Annotated in this window: 15 protein-coding genes and 1 riboswitch; of the genes, 5 read left to right on the top strand and 10 right to left on the bottom strand. The window is 71.8% G+C overall.

Going from position 1 to position 16,971, the window contains the following annotated elements:
- Positions 1 to 240, top strand: a complete 240-nt coding sequence (locus AB0F70_RS05795) for a hypothetical protein (protein ID WP_357444523.1) — start codon at positions 1 to 3, stop codon at positions 238 to 240.
- Between the two features lie 81 nt (positions 241 to 321).
- On the opposite strand, the gene AB0F70_RS05790 is transcribed toward AB0F70_RS05795, so the two are convergent.
- Positions 322 to 1,119, bottom strand: a complete 798-nt coding sequence (locus AB0F70_RS05790; protein ID WP_357444521.1) for a hypothetical protein — start codon at positions 1,117 to 1,119, stop codon at positions 322 to 324.
- A 212-nt stretch (positions 1,120 to 1,331) separates the two neighbouring features.
- Between AB0F70_RS05790 and AB0F70_RS05785 the strand changes: the two genes are divergently transcribed.
- Positions 1,332 to 2,843 (top strand): amidase, encoded by a 1,512-nt coding sequence (locus AB0F70_RS05785; RefSeq protein WP_357444518.1) that lies wholly within the window; start codon positions 1,332 to 1,334, stop codon positions 2,841 to 2,843.
- 14 nt (positions 2,844 to 2,857) lie between these two features.
- Here the strand turns inward: AB0F70_RS05785 and AB0F70_RS05780 are convergent, their stop codons facing one another.
- Both AB0F70_RS05780 and AB0F70_RS05775 read right to left on the bottom strand, forming a co-directional pair.
- A complete protein-coding gene (locus AB0F70_RS05780) occupies positions 2,858 to 4,279 on the bottom strand; it encodes an aminotransferase class V-fold PLP-dependent enzyme (protein WP_357444515.1) in 1,422 nt (473 codons plus the stop codon).
- 31 nt (positions 4,280 to 4,310) lie between these two features.
- Positions 4,311 to 4,424: riboswitch (SAM riboswitch) on the bottom strand.
- Positions 4,425 to 4,468: 44 nt separating this feature from the next.
- Complete coding sequence (locus AB0F70_RS05775; protein WP_357444512.1) at positions 4,469 to 5,263, bottom strand: aminoglycoside phosphotransferase family protein; 795 nt, start codon at positions 5,261 to 5,263, stop codon at positions 4,469 to 4,471.
- 271 nt (positions 5,264 to 5,534) lie between these two features.
- Between AB0F70_RS05775 and AB0F70_RS05770 the strand changes: the two genes are divergently transcribed.
- A complete protein-coding gene (locus tag AB0F70_RS05770) occupies positions 5,535 to 5,984 on the top strand; it encodes a rhodanese-like domain-containing protein (RefSeq protein ID WP_357444509.1) in 450 nt (149 codons plus the stop codon).
- The gene (locus AB0F70_RS05765; RefSeq protein WP_357444506.1) at positions 5,981 to 7,246 is read left to right on the top strand and encodes an O-succinylhomoserine sulfhydrylase; all 1,266 of its coding nucleotides are present in this window, start codon (positions 5,981 to 5,983) and stop codon (positions 7,244 to 7,246) included. Before AB0F70_RS05770 ends, AB0F70_RS05765 begins: the two co-directional genes overlap by 4 nt.
- 146 nt (positions 7,247 to 7,392) lie before the next feature.
- Here AB0F70_RS05765 and AB0F70_RS05760 read toward each other — a convergent pair whose 3' ends face one another.
- Positions 7,393 to 9,879, bottom strand: coding sequence for a glycoside hydrolase family 3 N-terminal domain-containing protein (locus AB0F70_RS05760; RefSeq protein WP_357444503.1), 2,487 nt, complete (start codon positions 9,877 to 9,879; stop codon positions 7,393 to 7,395).
- A 123-nt stretch (positions 9,880 to 10,002) separates the two neighbouring features.
- Here AB0F70_RS05760 and AB0F70_RS05755 point away from each other — a divergent pair, with 123 nt between their 5' ends.
- Positions 10,003 to 10,812: an MBL fold metallo-hydrolase gene (locus AB0F70_RS05755; RefSeq protein ID WP_357444743.1), complete on the top strand. Its 810-nt coding sequence runs from the start codon at positions 10,003 to 10,005 to the stop codon at positions 10,810 to 10,812.
- Positions 10,813 to 10,856: 44 nt separating this feature from the next.
- Here AB0F70_RS05755 and AB0F70_RS05750 read toward each other — a convergent pair whose 3' ends face one another.
- The 6 genes from AB0F70_RS05750 to AB0F70_RS05725 form a co-directional block, all read right to left on the bottom strand.
- Positions 10,857 to 11,999: a GNAT family N-acetyltransferase gene (locus AB0F70_RS05750; RefSeq protein ID WP_357444500.1), complete on the bottom strand. Its 1,143-nt coding sequence runs from the start codon at positions 11,997 to 11,999 to the stop codon at positions 10,857 to 10,859.
- 27 nt (positions 12,000 to 12,026) lie between these two features.
- Positions 12,027 to 12,776, bottom strand: a complete 750-nt coding sequence (gene purQ / locus AB0F70_RS05745) for a phosphoribosylformylglycinamidine synthase subunit PurQ (RefSeq protein WP_357444497.1) — start codon at positions 12,774 to 12,776, stop codon at positions 12,027 to 12,029.
- Positions 12,776 to 13,072: a phosphoribosylformylglycinamidine synthase subunit PurS gene (purS, locus tag AB0F70_RS05740; protein ID WP_357444494.1), complete on the bottom strand. Its 297-nt coding sequence runs from the start codon at positions 13,070 to 13,072 to the stop codon at positions 12,776 to 12,778. Before purS ends, purQ begins: the two co-directional genes overlap by 1 nt.
- A gap of 104 nt (positions 13,073 to 13,176) precedes the next feature.
- Positions 13,177 to 13,935, bottom strand: coding sequence for an alpha/beta hydrolase (locus tag AB0F70_RS05735; protein ID WP_357444491.1), 759 nt, complete (start codon positions 13,933 to 13,935; stop codon positions 13,177 to 13,179).
- Positions 13,936 to 14,078: 143 nt separating this feature from the next.
- Positions 14,079 to 15,632 (bottom strand): glycoside hydrolase family 6 protein, encoded by a 1,554-nt coding sequence (locus tag AB0F70_RS05730; protein WP_357444488.1) that lies wholly within the window; start codon positions 15,630 to 15,632, stop codon positions 14,079 to 14,081.
- A 226-nt stretch (positions 15,633 to 15,858) separates the two neighbouring features.
- On the bottom strand, positions 15,859 to 16,971 hold the full coding sequence (locus AB0F70_RS05725; protein ID WP_357444740.1) for a LacI family DNA-binding transcriptional regulator: 1,113 nt from the start codon (positions 16,969 to 16,971) through the stop codon (positions 15,859 to 15,861).

Below are 16,971 nucleotides of genomic sequence, written 5' to 3'. Positions count from 1 at the left end.
ATGAAGAAGTCCGCACGAATCGCTGCCGCCGGCGCCGCAGCTGTCCTCACCGCGGCCGTCGGCGTCCTGGGTGCTGCATCAGCCTCGGCCGACAACCGGGACATGGGCGACAACCGGGAGTTCGGGACCGATGGCACGCGCGTGACGTCGGTAGAGGACAACCGGGAGTGGGGGGACAACCGGGAGTTCGGTACGGACGGCACGCGCGTGACGTCGGTACAGGACAACCGCGACTTCTGAGTCGCACACGACACGACGCCGGTGTCGCACCGTCCAGGACGGTGCGACACCGGCGTCGTGGTTTGCTGACCGGCCAGGCGATCAGATGTCGCGCGGCGGCGGAGCGAACGAACCCGACGTACCGGGGGCCGCTCCGGGCGCGGCACCCGGGGCGGCAACGGGCTGGGCGACAGGGGTGGCAGCGGCGCCACCACCCGACAGGTTGTCGAGGACACCTTCGACACGCGAACGCATCGGGCCGATCAGCGCACCACCGACACCGACGATCAGAATTCCCGCCACGGTAGCCAGGAATGCCACGAGCACAGGCATTGTCACAGTGGTGCCGATGCCTATCTGGTTCACCGCCGCGATAACACCGAGCGCGATGATGAAGAACGAGACCACCTTCGCGACGAGCGGGCCGTAGGAAACACCGCCCATGGAGTTGAGAATGAGGTCCTTCACCGCATTCGCGATGGCACCGGCGATGACCACGATCACGATCGCGACAACCAGGCTCGGGAGCCAGGCGACTATGTCGTTCACGATCGCGCTCACCGGGTTGGTGGGCCCGAACGCGCTCAGCGCGAGCTGCAGCGTGATCAGCAGGATGAAGTAGTAGATGATCTTCGTGAGCAGCGAGATCGGCTCGATGCCCGAGCCGGCGAGGAGCCTGTTGGCCCCTGCCTTCTCCAGCACCCTGTTGAAGCCGATCCGCGTCAGGATCATCCCGACGAACCGGGCGACCGCCTTGGCGATGAAGTACCCGATGAGGAATACGACCAGGAACACGAGCAGCTTCGGGATGAAGCTTGCGATCGCACCGAGAGCGCTCGTGAGCGGCTCCAGCCAGTCGACCGCGCTCGGCACAACGAGACCTGTATTCAGGAATTGCATAGTTCTCTCCCCCTTCGAGATCTTTCTCGTCACCTCCCGCACACCGCTGTGGTGCGTCTTAAAGGTGACAGCACTCCTCGAACATATGCCGGAGAAGCGCATTCTGCGCGACGGAATTTGCCGCCGTGGCGCACCATCAAGACATTCTGGATCTTTCTCCGTGCCGCAACCGAGCGCCCGGCCGGCGGTGGCGGAACACATAACCTGGCCGGATGGATGCCCTGCATGAGCGGACCGCCGTCGAGCTCCGCGACCTCCTCGCCGCCGGAGAGCTCACGCCCGCCGAGGTCACCGACCACTTCCTCGAGCGGGTGGAACGGCTGAACCCCAGCGTCGGGGCCTTCGCCACGGTCACCCCGGGGCTCGCCAGGGAGCGGGCGGCAGCGCTCCAGCGGGACGGCGACGGGTCGCGCGGTGACACGCCCCCGGCGTCGGGCAGCCTGTGGGGACTGCCCACGGGCGACAAGGACCTGTGGAACCGCGCGGGTGTGCCCACCGGGTTCGGGTCGCGCGCGTTCGCGGACCTGCCGCCGGCCCAGGAGAGCGACGAGATAGTCCGGATCCTCGACGCCGCGGGCATCGTCAGCCTCGGTAAGACCGCCGCGCCCGAGCTCGGCTTCCCTGCCTACACCGAGCCGGTCCACACCCCGCCCGCGCGCACGCCGTGGGACCTGACCCGCGGTGCCGGCGGTTCGAGCGGCGGGGCGGCCGCGGCGGTGGCGGCCGGCATGCTGCCGTTCGCTCCCGGGTCCGACGGCGGCGGATCGATCCGGATCCCGGCGGCCGCCTGCGGCGTCGTCGGGCTCAAGCCGTCGCGAGGGCTCCTGCCCGCTGGCAGCGGCGTCGACTCGCTGGGCGGGCTGGTCGTGAACGGACCGATCGCACGCACGGTCGCCGACACCGCCCTACTGCTCGAGGCGATGCTGCCGAGGCGCGCCGGGGGCGGCGTCGCGCACCCGTACTCGCTGCGGGCGCCGTCCTACGAGGCGGGGTCCTACCTGGCTGCGGCCCAGCGCGCGGCGCTGCCCGCGCCGGGAACGGGCGGACGCGGGCCGGGAGGCAGCCGCGCACGCATCGGCGTGACCACCTCGTCGGCCTGGGACGGGTTCTACGACATCAGCGTGTCACCCGAGGCCCGGGCGGCGCTGGACGTGGGCGTGCGGGCCCTGTCCGGGCTCGGGCACGACGTCGAGGAGACCGTGCTGGCGCAGGCCCCCGAGTACGCGCCGGCGTTCCGGACGCTGTGGATGGGCGGCGCCTCCGCAGTGCCGATCGACGACCCGGAGACGCTCGGCAGGCTGGAGCCGCTGACGCAGTGGTTGATCCGGTCGGGTCGCGAGGTGCCCGCGCGGCAGCTCGCCGAGGCGGTGCGCACGCTCACCGCCTTCGAACGGTCCCTGGTGGCGCAGGTCAGCGTGTACGACGCCGTAGTGACGCCCGCGCTCGCCCTCACGCCCCGGCCCATCGGGTGGTACGACGCCGAGGACCCCGAGCGGAACTTCGAGCAGCAGTGCCAGTACACGCCGTTCACGTCGATGCTCAACGTCGCGGGGCTGCCGGCGATCACCGTGCCGACCCACTGGACCGAGCCCACCGCGGACGCGCCTGCGGGGCTGCCGATGGGCGTGCAGATCATCGGCAGGCCAGGCGGGGAGCTCACCCTGCTGGCGCTGGCGGCCCAGCTGGAGGCGGAGCTTCCCCGCCCGCACGCGTTCCCGCTCTGACGCCGAACCGCAGGTCAGTCCGCGTCCGGGAGGCAGCCGAAGTCCTCGTCGAAGCCCAGGGCGGCCGTGGCCAGCAGACCCGCGAGACCTGAGCCCTCCGGGACGGGGCGCGGGTCGTCGGTCACTACCCAGAGCCCGTCGACGACGTCGTACCCGGCCTGCGGGCCGTCGGCCACCAGGCGGCCCACCGCCGCGATCAGGCGCTCGACCTCCTCGCCCGCGGTGCCGACGCCGACCGAGGCGCGCACCGCACCGGCGTCGAACCCGAGGCGGCCGAGCAGCGGGTGGGCGCAGAACCGGCCGTCGCGCACGCCGATCCCGTGCTCGGCGGACAGGTAGGCGGCAACGAGGCCGGGGTCGTAGCCCGTCACGGTGAACGTCACGACGCCTACCGGGTCGACGGCGTCGGCCCACACGCGCACGACCTCGACGCGGTCGATCGCCTCGAGCCCCGACACGAGACGACGGCGGAGCGCGTTCTCGTGCGCCGCGACGTCGGCTGGGGCAAGTGCGGCGAGCTCCTCGCACGCCGCGGCGAGCGCCACCGCACCGATGACGTTCGGGGAACCGGCCTCGTGCCTGGCGGGACCTTCGTGCCATTCGGTGCCCCCGACGCGCACGCGCCGCACGGCGCCGCCGCCCGCGAGGTAGGGCGTGCCGGCGTCGAGCCAGTCACGGCGGCCCACCAGCGCGCCCGCGCCGAACGGGGCGTAGGTCTTGTGCCCGGAGAAGGCGAGGTAGTCGACGCCGGTGTTCTCCAGGGAGATGCGGCGGTGGGGCACGAGCTGGGCGCCGTCGAGCACCACGCGGGCGCCGAGCTCGTGGGCGATGGCGACGATCTTGTCGACCGGCAGCGACTCCCCCGTCACGTTGGAGGCGCCGGTGAGGGCGAGCAGGGCGAACGGCCGGTTCACGGCGGCGGCGTCCGTCAGCTCCTCGCGGATCTGGTCGAGCGTCTCGGCAACTGTCGCGCCACCGGTCAGCACGGTCGCGTCCGTGCCGCGCTGCCAGGGCAGCAGGTTCGCGTGGTGCTCGACGTCGAGGACGAGCACGCGGCCGGGCTCGCCGTCGGGCTGCGCCGGGACGCAGCCGGCGAGCAGGTTCAGGGAGTCGGTGGTGTTTCGCGTGATGATCGTCAGGTCGTCCTCGCGGGCGCCCACGAACGCTCCGATGGTGCGGCGGGCGGTCTCGTAGAGCGCGGTGCTCACCTGGGAGAGGTACCCGGCGCCGCGATGCACGCTGGCGTACAGGGGCAGCACCTGGGTGACGCGGTCGGCGACGGCCTGCAGGGCAGGCGCTGACGCGGCGACGTCGAGGTTCGCATACGGGACGAGACTGCCGTCCACCAGCGGGACGAGCGTCTGGCCGCCGACGACGGGCCGCAGCGGGGCGACGCCGGCGACCGCGTCGTCACGGGTGAGGGTGGTTGCAGACATGACGTCCTCCAGCACAGTCCTGGGGGAGGTTCCCCCGCGCTTGCCACGCGCGGCTGCGCGCGGCCAGGTCGTCACCCGGGGCACCCCACCGCGGTAGGAGGGTTGCCGACCAGCGAGCCGGGGCTTGACGCTGGCACTCATGACCTGACGTCATCCTGTGCTGCGGCAAAATTCCTGTCAACGCTCGTCTCAGATACTGGTCTCACGATTCGGTCGCTCAGACTGAGAGATGAGCGCGGCGATCCGGTCGGCGTCGGCCCGGTACATCGCGGCGTGCTCGCGCAGCTCGGCCGGCCCGTCGCCGTCCGCCCGGGCCGCCGACCAGCCGGCCAGGTCGTGAAGCTTGTCGACCATCGCAGCCAGCACCTCCGCACGCCGGAACGGAGTCCCGTACGCCTCGGTCAGCGTGTCGAGCCGCTCCATCGGATCCAGGTGCCCGACGTCGTAGGCGGCGCCCGCGAAGGCGTCTGAAGAGAACGGCGCGATCCGGTAGGCGAGGTACGCCAGGTCACGGACCCGCGGGCCGGGCGAAGCGGTGTCGAGGTCGAACAGGCCCGTGAGGCGGCCGTCGCGGAAGACCATGTTGTACGGCGCGGCGTCGTTGTGGCAGATCACCTCGGCGGGTTCGGCCGCGGGGAGGCGCCAGACGGCGTCCGACCGAGGGAACCCCGCGGTCGCGTCGTGGAAGCGCCGCAGGAGGCGGCCCGCCTCGACCAGGACGCCCTCGGACCAGAGCCACGCCGGAGCGGGCCAGCCGGGGACGTCGCCGGGCAGGTACGAGACGATCTCCCGGCCCTGGTCGTCGAGGCCGAGCGGTTCGGGGACCTCGGTCATCCCGGCGGCGCGGACGTGGGCGAGCAGCCGCTGGACGGTGGGCGTCCAGGGGCCCGCCTCGCGGTGGACCGTGTCGCCGATCCGTACGACGCCGGTGATGTTCCCGCCGGTCAACTCCTGCTCGTCCGGGGCGTCGGCCCCGCTGTCCACAGCACTATCCACAGCACTTTCCACAACATTGTCCACAGGGTTGTCCACAAGTCCCTCGTCCACAGATCCGCCGTTCGCCGTATCCACCCCGGGACGATATCCCGACCAGTGTGCGAGACGGCATCCCACCCACCGGACGTCGTGTCGTAGGATCACAGCGACCATCCCGAGCGGCCGAGTGACGTGGCACGACGACGCCGCAGCAACCCAGCGTTCCCGCCCCTGGCGAGAACGGACGAGGGTGCTACCGCCACGACCGATGGAGGAGCACATGAGCGTCCCCGCGCACATCGAAGCCCACCCCGCCGACGGCTACGCCGGCGACATCACGCCCCAGCAGGCCTGGGACCTGCTCGCCGCCGACCCGGCCGCCACCCTCGTGGACGTCCGCACCGAGGGCGAGTGGCGCGCGATAGGCATCCCCGACACGGCATCCCTCGAGAAGCAGCCGGTGTTCAGCGAGTGGGTGCGGGCCGGCGGCCGCCCCAACCAGCAGTTCCTGGAGGAGCTCAAGGCCGCGGGCGTCACCGGTGGCCCCGTCGTCTTCCTGTGCCGCTCCGGCCAGCGTTCGATCGGCGCGGCACGGCTCGCCACGGCGGCCGGCATCGCGCCGTCGTACAACGTGCTGGAGGGCTTCGAGGGCGCGCCGGGAGCCGACGGCGTCCGCGACCAGCAGGGCTGGAAGGTCGCGGGGCTGCCCTGGACGGAGGGCGCTCAGTGACGGTCACCGGAGCCTTCCCGGCCGACGCGACCCCCGGCGGGTCCGGCCGCAAGCCGCTGCCCCGGAACGTCCGGCCCGCGACGCTCGCCGTGCGCGGCGGACACCAGCGGACCGAGTTCCAGGAGACGGGCGAGGCGCTGTTCCTCACCCAGGGCTACGTCTACGACTCGGCGGCCGAGGCGGAGGCCGCGTTCGCCGGCGACATCGACCGCTTCGTCTACTCGCGCTACGGCAACCCGACGGTCCACACGTTCGAGGAGCGCCTGCGCCTGCTGGAGGGCGCCGAGGCCTGCTACGCGACGGCGACCGGGATGTCCGCGGTGTTCACGTCGCTCGCCGCGCTCGTGCAGTCCGGATCGCGGATCGTCGCGGCCCGGGCACTGTTCGGGTCCAGCGTCGTGATCTTCGAGGAGATCTTCAAGAAGTGGGGTGTGCGCACCGACTACGTGGACGGGCACGTGCTCTCCCAGTGGGAGGAGGCGCTCTCGACGCCTGCCGACGTCGTGTTCTTCGAGACGCCGTCCAACCCGATGCAGGACATCGTGGACGTGCGCGCCGTCGCCGACCTCGCGCACGCCGCCGGGGCGACCGTCGTGCTCGACAACGTGTTCGCCACCCCGCTGCTGCAGCGACCGCTGGAGCTGGGCGCCGACGTCGTCGTCTACTCGGCGACCAAGCACATAGACGGCCAGGGCAGGGTGCTCGGCGGGGCCATCCTCGGCACCACCGAGTACGTGACCGGGCCCGTCCAGACGTTCATCCGCAACACCGGGCCGTCGCTCTCGCCCTTCAACGCGTGGACGCTGCTCAAGGGGCTGGAGACGCTGCCGGTGCGGCTCGCGGCGCAGGGCGCGGGCGCGCTCGCCGTCGCGCACGCCCTGGAGGCGCTGCCAGGGGTGGGCGCAGTGCGCTACCCGTTCCTCGACTCCCACCCGCAGGCCGAGCTGGCGCGCTCGCAGATGAGCGGCGGCGGCACGGTCGTCACGTTCGACCTCGCGGTGCCGGAGGGCACGGACGCCGAGACCGCGAAGAAGCGGACCTTCGGGTTCCTCGACGCGCTCCAGGTGATCGACATCTCGAACAACCTCGGTGACGCGAAGTCGCTCATCACGCATCCCGCGACGACCACGCACCGCAAGCTCGGCGCGGTGGGCCGGGGCGCCGTGGGCATCGCGGAGACGACTGTGCGACTGTCGATCGGCCTGGAGGACACGCGGGACCTGATCGAGGACGTGGAACAGGCGTTGGCTTCGGCGCGCTGAGTTCTTGGTTCCGTTCCCTGGTTCCGTCCGGGGTGGGGGAAGGAAAGGTGCGGCCGGCCTCGCTCACGGGCCCCAGGGGGCCCTCCGCTACGGCTTGACGGCCGGCCGCACCTTTCCTTCCCCCACCCCTCTGCGGTGAGGTCACGTCAGTCTTCGCGCGCCTCTGTCAGGAGGCGGAGGGCTTGGGCTTTTTTGCCCTCTAACTGTGCCACGTCGGACTTGGCTATCGCCTTTGCTGCTTCCGGCGGGACGCCGTGGACCGGGTGGAGCACATCGTCCTGGAGGTCTAGGCGGTGGTCGTCCAGGGTCGACGTGCGGCCGCCTGTGGACAGGCCCCAGCCGAACGGGAAGAGCGGGGCGTAGTCCTTGTCGCCGACGTTCACTACCGGGTCGTCTGCTGAGCGGGGCCAGGAGACCGGGAGCTTGCCCGTGAACCGGCGCTCGCCGAACAGCACGTCAGAGACGCCGTCGCCCTCTGTGCCCGGCAGCCAGGAGGCGACCAGGGCGTCGATCGAACCGAGCTGTTCGGTGATCACCTGCGGCCGCCCCGACACGATGAGGACCACGCAGGTCGTGATCTCGGCGCAGACCTTCTCGACGATCTCGACGTCGCCGGGCTGGAGCGACATCGACTTCTCCTCGCGGGGTACCCCGCCGTCGGCCGGGTCCCAGGCCCACTCGGGCCCGCCGACGTCGCCGAACCCCTCCGCGTACGGCGTCTCGCCCACGACGACGACGCCGACGTCGGCCCCGTCGGTCGGCGCGGAGGCGTCCTCGCTGAAGGTGACGTCGTCGGCCGCGGCCTCGATGCCCTCCAGGATCGTGGTGCCCTCGGTCACGTCGCCCGAGAAACCCTGCCAGGTACCGGTCCAGCCGCCGGCCTGGTTGCCGAGGTCGTCGGCGTTGCGGCCGGCCACGTAGATGCTGTCGTCGTCGTCCAGCGGCAGCGCGCGCCGGCTGTTCTTGAGCAGCACCTGCGACTCCGCCACCGCCTTGCGGGCGATCGCCCGGTGCGCTAGCGAGCCGATGTCGTCCGCGTGGGACCGGTCCGCGAAGGGCTCCTCGAACAGCCCCAGCTCGAACTTGGCGGCGAGGATCCGGGACACGGCGTCGTCGATGCGCTCCGGTGTCACCGCGCCGTCCTGCACCGCCGCCACCAGCCGCGTGTGGAACCGCTCGAACTGCGACGGCTCCATGAACATGTCCACGCCCGCGTTCACGCTGGTGACGATCTGGTGGGTGGTGGGAGAGTCCGCAGCGAGCGGCGGGATCTGATGGATTCCCTGGTAGTCGCTGATGACGAACCCGTCGAAGCCGTGGTCCTGCTTGAGCCACCCGTTGATCAGCTCGTCGTGGGCGTGCATCTTCACGGGGTTGCCGAGGCCGTCGTCGGTCCAGTCCATGCTGGAGTAGCTGGGCATGACCGAGCCGACGCCGGCCGCGATCGCCGCGGCGTACGGCGGCAGGTCCACGGACTCGACGTGCCCGCGGCTCTGCTCGGTGATGCCCTGGTCCACCGTGTACTCGCCCTCGCCCGTGCCGTAGGCGGTGTCGCCGTCGGCCACGAAGTGCTTGGCCGTCGCGAGGACCGACCGGCTGCTGTCCAGGCGCGTGCCCTGGAACCCGAGCACCGCGGCCGCACCGAGCACGCTCGCCAGCGCCGGGTGCTCCCCGAACGACTCGTAGGTCCGGCCCCAGCGGTCGTCGCGCACGACGCACAGGCAGGGCGCGAACGTCCACGGGATGCCCGTGGCCCGCGTCTCGGTGGCGACCATGCGCTCGGCCCTGGCGACGAGCAGCGGGTCGCGCGTGGCGCCGAGCCCGATGTTGTGGGGCAGGATCGTCGCGCCGGCCAGGTTGCCGTGCCCGTGCACCGAGTCGACGCCGTAGAGCAGCGGGATCTGCAGGCGGGTGGCAAGCGCACGCTCCTGGAAGCCGTCTATCGCGTCGGCCCAGCCCTCCGGTGTGTTGTCGGCGGGCGTGGAGCCACCGCCGCTCAGGATCGAGCCCAGACCGAGCTCAGTGATCACCGCAGGGGAGCCGGCCACGTTGCCGCGCTCCGCCTGCGTCATCTGCCCGACCTTCTCCTTGAGCGTCATCCGGCTCACGAGGTCGGCGACACGCTCGTCGACGGGCAGCCGCTCGTCCAGGTAGGGCAGGCCGTGCGCCCGGACGACGACGGTGGGGTCGGCGGAGACCTCCGCGTCGCGCGACGCCAGTGCCAGGGGGACGGTCTCCGCCGTCTCCCCCGCCTCCGACTCCCTGGTCCGGACGGTGATCGTGCGTTCGGTGCCTGACGGCGTCCCCGCCGCGAACTCGAGGGTGCCCGAACCTGCCTCGTAGTCCGCGTCGGCGGTCGCGGTGCCGGAACCCGTACGCCAGTCGACGCTGACCGGCTGGGCGAGGACCGCGCTGTCCGCCCGGACGGTGACGGTGACGGTCGCGGTGTCGCCGTCCTCCACGAAGACGACCGGGCCCGCGCTCACGACCACCTCGGCGTTCGCGGCGGCGGGCGCCGCACCCGAGACGGGAGTGGGCACGAGCAGGGGCGTCACGGCGAGTGCCGATACTGCGAGGAGTGCGGGAACGCTGCGGGCGCGGGGGTGCCGCGCTGTGCCGTGGATGGCGAACATCCTGGGGTTCCTCTCGACCTTGGGAGGTGATTTACCGATCTCACACCGGAGTTCGTCCTCGCACAACCCCTGTTGACCACTGGATAAGGTGATGCGGTGGACTCCGTTGCCCCCTTCGTGTGGATGCTGCGCGCCGACAACCCCGGCCCGATGACCCTCGACGGCACCCGGTCGTACGTGCTGCGTGCGCCCGGCTCGTCGGGCTGTGTGGTGGTGGACCCCGGGCCACTGCTGGAGCCGCACCTGGCCGCACTGGCCGGGACCGGTCCGGTGGAGCTGGCGCTCGTGACCCACAGGCATCCGGACCACACGGGCGGACTGGCCAGGTTCCGGGAGCTGACCGGGGCACCCTCGCGGGGTGGGCTGCCCGAGTTCAGCGTCGGCGGTGGCGTGGGCGGTGACGATGCCACGGTCGAGCCGCTGGCGGACGGCGAGATCGTCAGCGCGGCGGGCCTGCGCGTGGAGGCGCTTGCCACACCCGGACACACCGCCGACTCCGTGTGCTTCGTGGTCTCCGCGCCGGACCACCCGGCGTCGGGCAGCGTGGTGCTGACCGGCGACACGGTGCTGGGTCGCGGGACCACCGTGCTGGCCGAGCCGGACGGCTCGCTGCGCGACTACCTGGCCTCGCTCGACCGGCTGAGCGCGCTGGATCTGCCGGGTCCTGTCCTTGGCCTCCCCGGGCACGGGCCGGTGATCCAGGACCTCGGCTCGGCGGTGCACGCGTACCGCGAGCACCGCCTGGAGCGGCTGGGGCAGGTGCGTTCGGCGCTCACGGGCCTCGGGGCGGAGCTGCCCGACGCCGGGTCACCGCTCCCGGACACGCTCCTGGACGCGGTGACCGGCGCCGTCTACGCCGACGTCGACCCGTCCGTGCTGATCGCGGCCCGCTCGTCGGTGCGGGCGCAGCTGGAGTATCTCCGGGGGCGGTGAGCATCTCTAGGCTTGTAGCCTAAGACGGGAACTAGCACGAACACTTACGCGAGTTTCCTACCCAGGAAGAGGAGCAACGGGTCCGGGGCGTCGTGCGGCGGGTACGGCAGCACCGGCCGGTAGCCGAGCCCCACGTAGAACCGCAGCGCCTCGGGCTGCCGGACACCCGTCACGAGGTACAGCGCGCGCCCGCCCCGGCGTCGGGCACTCTCCTCGATCTGCCGGACCAGGGCCTTCGCGACGCCCGCCCGCCTGGCGGACGGGTCGACGAACACGCTCCGCATCTCGAAGCCGCTAGGGTCCTCGGCGCCGACGCCGACGCCCGACTGCGCGAGCCCGGCATAACCGATCATCGGGTCCGCCGTGAGGTGAGCCGGCCCCACCTGCGCCGCCGCGAGCGTCGCGCAGCCCACCGGCTGCCCGACGAGCGTCGCCAGGAAGGTCGCCCGCGCGTCGCGCCCACGCTCGGCGTCAACGGCGTCGTACCCGCCGCGCGCCTCGACGTCGCGCACGAGCTCGGGGTAGCGCTCCTGGTGGAAGGCCCACATGCCGCGGCGCAGCGCTGCGGCGGCGGGGTCGTCCCAGGGCACCTCGCGAGTCTCCGGGCGGGTCTCGACAGGCTCGATCAGCGGAGGCCCGTCCGACGAGGGCGAGGGATCCGGCACCAGCCACTTGCCGAAGCACCGCGAGTCGGGCTCGTCCGCGAACACGCCGAACGGCTCGACGGGTTCGTAGCCCAGCCGCAGGTACAGCCCCAGCGACTCGGGCTGCATGAGCCCGCTCTCCAGGATCAGGTGCCGCACGCCCGCGGCGCGGGCCACGTCCTCCGCCGCTCTCATCAGGGTGCGGGACAGCCCGCGACCGCGGAAGTCCGGCGCCACGTACACGCGCTTGACCTCGGCGGTCCCGTCAGGGTGCAGGCCGCCCTGGTGGTCGTCGCGGCCCGACAGGTCGCGCATCGCGGCATGCCCGGCAGGCTCGCCGTCGACACGCAGCAGCAGGGTCGCGAACACGATCGAGGGATCCACCTGGTCGCGCGGGTCCGGCCCGGACGTCACCGAAGGCGTGCCCGGCGGCGCGTACCGTGCGTCGATCTCACGCTGCTGCTCGGTACGCAGCCGGACGGCTTCGCCATGGTCCCAGCCGACATTCTCGATGCTGATCCCCGCGAGGACATCAGCGGTCATGCACGCCTGCCCGGACCGGACCGACGGTCACGCGTGGACCAGCGAGGACAGCACCGACGTGAAGAACGTCAGCCCGTCGACGCCGGCGCGCGGCCCTTCGGCGGACGCCGGACCGAAGCCGGCCTCGACCGCGTGCTCGGGGTGCGGCATGAGCCCCACCACGTTGCCGCGGTCGTTGGTGATGCCCGCGATGTCGCGGCGGGAGCCGTTCGGGTTCTGGCCGTCGTAGCGGAACACGACGCGACCCTCACCCTCGAGCTCGTCGAGCGTGCGCTCGTCCGCGACGAACTGGCCGTCCTGGTTCTTCAGCGGGATCTTGATCTGCTGTCCGCGGCGGAACTCGTTGGTCCAGGCCGTGCGCGCGTTCTCGACGATCAGCGACTGCTCCCGGCACACGAAGTGCAGGTGGTCGTTCTTGACCATCGAGCCGGGCAGCAGGTGCGCCTCGGTCAGTACCTGGAAGCCGTTGCAGATGCCGAGCACCGGCATGCCGCCGTTGGCGGCGTCGACCACCGCGGCCATCGCAGGCGCGAACCGGCTGATCGCGCCTGCGCGCAGGTAGTCGCCGTAGGAGAAGCCGCCGGGCAGCACCACGGCGTCGACGTCCTGCAGCGACGCGTCGGCGTGCCACAGCGACACCGCCTCGGCACCGGCCAGGCGGATGGCGCGCGCCGCGTCACGGTCGTCGAGCGTGCCGGGGAACGTGATGACGCCGATGCGGGCGTCCTCGATCCCGGGCATCGGCGTGGCGGCCGACGTCGGCTCGGTCGCCGACATCAGGCGTTCACCGGCGTGCCGCTCGCCTCACCGGCGACGTCGGCGTCCTCCGTGGCCTCGGTGACGGAGACCACGTCCTCGATCACCGGGTTGGACAGCAGGGTGGCTGCGGCTTCCTGAGCGGCCGCGAGGATCTCGGGCGTCACTTCACCGTCCACCTCGAGCTCGAACCGCTTGCCCTGACGCACACCGGAGAACTGGGTGAAGCCGAGGCGCGGCAGCGCTCCGACCACAGCCTTGCCCTGGGGGTCCAGGATCTCGGGCTTGGGCATGACCTCGACGACAACGCGTCCCACGAAAGCTCCTAGCTGACTGGCGAAAGGCGATGGGAATTCCGGGGAGAGTCTACTTGTGCGGCGGGGCGCCCCGCCGCCCAGGAGCAGTGACCTGCGCCGCGCCGTCAGACCGTCAGGTACTGGTCCGCCCAGGCGCTGATGATGCGGGCAGCACGCTTGGCCTGGCCCGGCGCCGTCAGCAGGTGGTCCGCGCCCTCCAGCGACACGAACGAGCGCGGGTGCCGCGCCTCCCGGAAGATCTCCCCTGCGTTCGAGATGTCGACCGTGCTGTCGGTGGGCGAGTGCATGACCAGCAGCGGTGAGCCCATCTCGCGGATCTTCGAGCGCAGCTCGGCCCGCCGGACGTCCTCGACGAAGTGCCGCTTGAGTGTCAGCGCACGCCCGCCCACCATCCACTGGGCGTGCCCTTCGTCGAAGACGCGGCCCAGGACGGCGTCGTAGTTGTGCTCGGCGTGCCGCGGCTGGACCGGTGCGCCGATCGTCGCGACCGCCTGCACGCCCGGGATGTCGGCGGCCGCGGCGATCGCTGCGGCGCCGCCGAACGAGTGCCCCACCAGGAGGTGGACCGGCCGCCCCTGCTCGGCCATGAACCGGGCCGCCTGCACTGTGTCGGCGACCTTGTGCGTGAAGGACCCGTCACCCCAGTCGCCCTCGGAGTCACCGAGGCCCAGGTTGTCGAAGCGGAGCATCCCGATGCCCTCGACCGCGAGCTGCTTGCAGATCCGGGCGGCGGCCGGCGAGTCCTTGCCCAGCGTGAACCCGTGGGAGAACACTCCCCAGCCGCGCACCTCGCCCTCGGGCAGATCGATGATGCCCGCGAGGCGCGGCCCCGTGGTGCTCTCGAACGTGACGCGCTCAGCCACGACTTCTCCCCTGTCGACAGGCGGCGATATTAACGTCACCCGAGTTTCGTGGAGATGACGCCGACACGCAGCGAGACGGTCTCGGCAGGCTCGACCACCGTTGGTCGAGCCTGCCGAGACCGCTTGTCAGCGAACGTCCCGCGTCAGCAGGCGCCCAGGTCCTGCCACACACCCCACTCGGACGGCGCGGGCGCCTGGTTCTGCGTCCACCACTTGGCGCGCCACTCGTGGCCGTTGTGCGAGACGGTGTTCCCGCCTACGTAGACGGCCGACGCGCTCCAGGCCGCCGCGGTGCACTCCTCGACCGGCGGGTCGGTCGGGTCGGTCGGGTCCGTCGGGTCCGTCGGGTCCGTGGGATCGGTCGGGTTGATGGCCGGGTACGCGTTGGCGACCAGCATCTCGAACTGGGCCTGGAACCAGTGGCCCGACAGCGGCGCGCCCGGCAGAGCGCCCGTGAGCTTCCCGCCCAGCTCGCCGGACTGGTACGTCGGGTCGCACATCCGGTCGAGGCGCTTGCCCTCGTCGTTCGGGATCTCGGTCGAGGCGCCGTCCGACTCACCCGGGGGCTTCACCCAGACGTAGGCGTCGAGGTGGGACTCGGGGTGGCCCGACGGCGTGACGGTCGGCCGCTGACCGATCCCAGCGCCCGATGGGTTGCACCAGGCACCGCGGTGGTTCCGGCGGTCCACCTTGGACTGGTTCACGTAGGTGTTGAGGTCGGTGGACGTGCTGGCCGCCGTCGGACGGGCCGAGCCGCCCCAGCCGTTGCGGCCGGTGTCGATGAGCATGCCGATGCTCGACGGTGCGCCCTGCGCGATCATCAGGTCGTAGAGGTGCGCCGCCCAGTCGACCTCGTCGAAGTCCGGGTTCCACTCGAACCAGCCGGCCGACTTGACCGGGCTGCCGCCGACCTGGAGCTCAGGGTTGGGCAGGAACGTCTCCTCGAGCGGCGTGGTGTTCGCCGTGTTGGTGATGAACCCGGAGACGGCGCTCCAGCCGTAGGTGCCGCCCTCGATGACGTTGGCGAACTCCTGCGCGGCGCCGCTGGAGTTGTTCGGCCAGCCGAGCCAGCCCGAGTGGCCGGCGTCGATGTAGGAGTACACGTTGCCGACCTCGTACAGCTCGGTCAGCGCGTACCGCACGCCCTCGCGGTAGTACGGCGCAGAAGCCGCGCAGTCGGCGTCGGACATGTTGGTCACGAGGTTGGGCAGCGAGTCCGGCTCGATCGTGGCGACGATCCGCAGGTTCTCGTACTCCGGCTGGTTCAGCAGCGCGGCGATCGGGTCGATGTACTCGGTCTTGTACCGCTGCATCCCTGCCGCGGTGGCCGGCAGCTCACCGTTCGAGGCGAGGGCGTGGCAGTCGCGGCCCGGCAGGTCGTAGATGACCACGTTGAACACGAAGGGCGAGCCACCGGACTGGGCATCCGCCTGGTCGAGGTGCCACTCCAGGCCGTGCTGGCGTTCGGTGCCCGCGATCGCCGCTATCCGGTCCATCCAGACCGACGTCGGCTCGTCGGCGATCGCCAGCATGTCAGCGGCGACGCCGGCGTTGCCGACCTGACCCGCGGCCGTCTCGACCAGGTCCGCCCAGTCCTGGTTGACGTACTGGCCGGCCCCGACGAACGGGTTGTCCTCGAGCGCGACGGCCGGCGCACTCCCGGCGACCAGTGCCGGCGCTGCGAGGAGTGCACCCACTGCCGCCGCCACCACAGTGCGGGACCTGCGTGAGCGGGATCTGAGTGGGGACGTGCCGCGCGTGCGGCGTTGTGCTGTAGACACGGTGACCTCCATTGGCCGTACCGAGCGCGTCCGCACCGGCACAGGAGGCCGGATGGCGACACGCGCACCGCGGCGGCTCGTTCCGCCGTGGCATGTCGCTACTTTGCCTACCGTTTGGCTCCGGCAGAACCGCCTTAAACGTTTAGTCGCCGGCCGGAGGCGCGGTCGAGCCTCGTACGACGAGCCTGCCTACCGGCACGGTGCCCGACGGCGGCGCTTCGCCCTCCGTCGGATCGACCCCTACCGCACGCCGGGACACGGCGGTGCCGAGCGCGGTGCGCAGGGCCCAGCCGGTGGCCCGGCCGAGCTCCTCGACGGGGTACGGCACCGCGGTGAGCGACGGCGTCGTCAGGTAGCACGCCGGCGAGTCGGTCCCGGCCACCACCGACAGGTCCCACGGCACGCCGAGACCCAGCCGCCGGGCGACGTCGAGCACCAGCCCGGCGGTGGCGTCGTCGTCGGTCACTATCGCCGTGGGGCGGTCGCTCGCCGAGAGCAGCGGGCGCAGCGCGGCCGACGCCCGCTCGGGGCCGTCACCCGCGACCGTGCGCAGCTCGATGCCGTACCGCACGAGGGACGCCTCCAGGGCGGCGGCACGGCGGACCGGCGCGAGGAGGTGCTCCGAACCGGCGACCATCGCGATCCGCCGGTGCCCCAGCTCGGCGAGGAAGACACCCACCTGCGCGAAGGCGTCCCCGTCGTCCAGCACGACGTGCTGCCAGGTCGCGGGGGCACCGTCGGCGACAGCACCCACCACCACGGTCGGCGCGGGGAGGGTGCGCAGGGCGGCGAGCCGCGCGTCGTCCCTGCGGACACCGGTGACGACGAAGGCCGCGTAGCGGCGCTCGGTCCACCAGCGGTCCATGAGCTGGGCGGCGTCCGCCGGCGACTCCGCGACGTGCACGGCGAGCGTGAGCGTGTCCGGGCCGATGGTCTGGAGCGCGCCCGCCACGAGGTCGAGGGGGAACGCCGCACGGGTGCCGAACGGCTGGTCGTGCACCACGACGAGGGCCGCCGCCGCCGGGCCGCTGCGGAGCGACCTCGCGGCCGTCGCGGGGCGCCAGCCCAGCTCGTCCGCGACCCGGAGCACCCGTTCACGGGTCGTCGGAGAGACCCCGCTGCGCCCGTTCAGGGTGTACGAGACGACCGCCGTGGACACGCCGGCGGCTCTGGCGACGTCAACAATCGTCGGTCGGCGCCGCTGAGTCGAAAATTCTGACAGTTCAGGATCATTCGGTCGCGACGTTGGGACCAT

The organism is Promicromonospora sp. NPDC023805 (assembly GCF_040639635.1).
GTDB lineage: Bacteria > Actinomycetota > Actinomycetes > Actinomycetales > Cellulomonadaceae > Promicromonospora.
Note: the sequence above shows the minus strand (reverse complement) of the source record. Positions and strands in the feature narration are given on the sequence as shown.

Coding starts and splice junctions, on each gene's coding strand:
- AB0F70_RS05795 (WP_357444523.1), top strand. CDS start 1: ATGAAGAAGTCCGCACGAATCGCTGCCGCCGGCGCCGCAGCTGTCCTC.
- AB0F70_RS05790 (WP_357444521.1), bottom strand. CDS start 1,119: ATGCAATTCCTGAATACAGGTCTCGTTGTGCCGAGCGCGGTCGACTGG.
- AB0F70_RS05785 (WP_357444518.1), top strand. CDS start 1,332: ATGGATGCCCTGCATGAGCGGACCGCCGTCGAGCTCCGCGACCTCCTC.
- AB0F70_RS05780 (WP_357444515.1), bottom strand. CDS start 4,279: ATGTCTGCAACCACCCTCACCCGTGACGACGCGGTCGCCGGCGTCGCC.
- AB0F70_RS05770 (WP_357444509.1), top strand. CDS start 5,535: ATGAGCGTCCCCGCGCACATCGAAGCCCACCCCGCCGACGGCTACGCC.
- AB0F70_RS05760 (WP_357444503.1), bottom strand. CDS start 9,879: ATGTTCGCCATCCACGGCACAGCGCGGCACCCCCGCGCCCGCAGCGTT.
- AB0F70_RS05755 (WP_357444743.1), top strand. CDS start 10,003: ATGCTGCGCGCCGACAACCCCGGCCCGATGACCCTCGACGGCACCCGG.
- AB0F70_RS05750 (WP_357444500.1), bottom strand. CDS start 11,999: ATGACCGCTGATGTCCTCGCGGGGATCAGCATCGAGAATGTCGGCTGG.
- purQ (WP_357444497.1), bottom strand. CDS start 12,776: ATGTCGGCGACCGAGCCGACGTCGGCCGCCACGCCGATGCCCGGGATC.
- AB0F70_RS05725 (WP_357444740.1), bottom strand. CDS start 16,971: ATGGTCCCAACGTCGCGACCGAATGATCCTGAACTGTCAGAATTTTCG.